The organism is Aeromonas lacus (genome assembly GCF_000764665.1).
In the GTDB taxonomy this organism is placed as follows: Bacteria; Pseudomonadota; Gammaproteobacteria; order Enterobacterales; family Aeromonadaceae; genus Aeromonas; species Aeromonas lacus.
The window spans coordinates 1-2,059 of sequence record NZ_JRGM01000183.1 but is presented as its reverse complement, the minus strand read 5'-3'; the positions used below and the strand labels follow the sequence as shown (position 1 = coordinate 2,059).

Genomic DNA, 2,059 nt, shown 5'->3' with positions numbered 1-2,059 from the left:
CGAAGATGTTGCCGACGGAGTCAGAGGTGAAGGCACCGGCAGTGATATTGCCCTGGGTTTTACCTTCGATGCTGATATAACATGGAGTTGGCATGTGTATGCTCCTAAATAGATTGGTTAAACGAGATAGCACTCGTCCAGACTATTAGCAGCGACCATGCCATTTATTTTTTCACATAAAAACAATGGGTTATAAACAACCACTCGTCACTCACCGCCTCACCAACGCAACTAGTTGCTCAGACAACAGATCACACCGCGCAAACTTGCATGAAAGAGATTTAAAACTGCACGCAAGGCAACATATTGCCCACAGCAGAACTTATATCTACCAAGTTGCGCCAGACATAGCGAATATCCGCCATCCCTTGATGTGATGTCCATCAACGTGAGCCGTATAGCTATTCCAGCTACGGCCTCAGGCTAACGACTCGCAGCGAGCCATTGTACTGCCCGCCCCTATCAGGATTTAGATATATAAGATTTTGTCGGCGGGAAGAAAAATAAACAGGGAAGTGCAGAAAAAGATGACGGGAGCCTCTTATACCAGTCCATATGATCTGAACGGATAGAAATGACCACACGGCACACAACTGAATAGGCATGAAAAAGAAGCAAAGCAGAACTGTAAAAACCAATCACAGGCGCAGTGAAAAGCAAAAAGCCCTGACGTTTCCGTCAGGGCTTTGCAATTTGGCGGTGAGGGAGGGATTCGAACCCTCGATACGTTGCCGTATACACACTTTCCAGGCGTGCTCCTTCAGCCACTCGGACACCTCACCAAATTTTGGTCTGCTGTTTAACGTGTTCAGCCAACACGGTGTTCGCTGCGCCGTTGCGCTGGAACGGGGCGTAATGTACGGGATACGAGGGCATGTGGTCAATGCAATTTTTTACTTTTTGCCTTCGTTTGCTCAATATCCGAACCAACTGACCAAAAACATGCCGTTTCGTATCCCTTTTATTCAATTTACCGCCGCTTCGTGCAAATGTTCTCCTTTGAGCGCCTCTTCCAGTGAGCCGTAAAACTCCAGCTTGCCGGGTTGCGGGCGCACTTTGGCACGAGCCAGCGTCTTGAGCGGCTGGAACTGCAGCTCGGCGACGCGCAGTTCGATTCCGGCCGCGGCCATCTGCTTGCCAAACTGCAAGAAAGCGGAGAGGCCACCGGCATCCAGAATCGAGACTGCCTCCATCTGCAACACTAGCATGCGGTGCCCTTTCACCTCGGCGGCCAGTTCGGCAAACACCCGCTCCGCAGCAGCAAAGAAGAGCGGCCCATTGATCTTGTAAACCAGCGCATCGGCCGGCACTTCGCGGGCATAGCGCTTGTGCTCGGCCAGATTGTGCAGCCGGGTCATCTTGGCGATCTCGCGCATAAAGAGCAAGGAGGCGAGGATCACCCCGAAGGTGATGGCGATGACCATGTCGAAGATAACGGTCAGCGACAGGCAGACCAGCAGCACCAGTACATCAGACTTGGGAGCACGACGGATCAGTTCAACTACCTTGTGCGCCTCACTCATGTTCCAGGCAACGATGAGCAGCAGCGCAGCCATGGCCGACAGTGGCAACCAGGAGAGCCATGGCGCCAGCACCAGAATGGCGGCAAGTACCACCAGCGCATGCACGATGCCGGAGATGGGAGAGGTCGCGCCGGCACGCACGTTGGCAGCGGAGCGGGCAATGGCCGCAGTGGCGGTGATACCGCCAAAGAAGGGGGCGAAGATATTGCCAAGCCCCTGCCCCAGCAGTTCGGCATTGGAGCTGTGCTTGCGGCCGGTCATGCCGTCCAGCACCACGGCGCAGAGCAGCGACTCGATGGCCCCCAGCATCGCCATGGAGAAAGCAGCAGGCAACAGCCGCTCAAGGGCGGCCAGATCCCAGGTCACCGGGGCACCATCCGGCCCGGGCAGCGCCCAAGGCATCACCAGAGTCGGCGCGATGGGCGGGATCCCCATTCCTTGCGTGCCATCTGCCAGTGTGTAGCTGAATTTGCTGCCGATGGTGGCCACATCAACCCCAAACTGATGCAGGCCAAAGCCAAGACCAACCCCCACCA

At 55.2% G+C, this 2,059-nt stretch carries 1 protein-coding gene, 1 tRNA gene and 1 pseudogene; all 3 read right to left on the bottom strand.

Annotation, left to right across the window (positions count from 1 at the left end; all coding sequences use genetic code 11):
* Positions 1-94 (bottom strand): annotated as a pseudogene (locus LG31_RS20690) (type VI secretion system tube protein Hcp); the annotation flags it as partial.
* Between the two features lie 600 nt (positions 95-694).
* A tRNA-Ser gene (locus LG31_RS0120050) sits at positions 695-782 on the bottom strand.
* Between the two features lie 183 nt (positions 783-965).
* Positions 966-2,059 (bottom strand): SulP family inorganic anion transporter (locus LG31_RS0120045; RefSeq protein WP_033116169.1); only part of this gene is annotated, 1,094 nt, incomplete at its 5' end.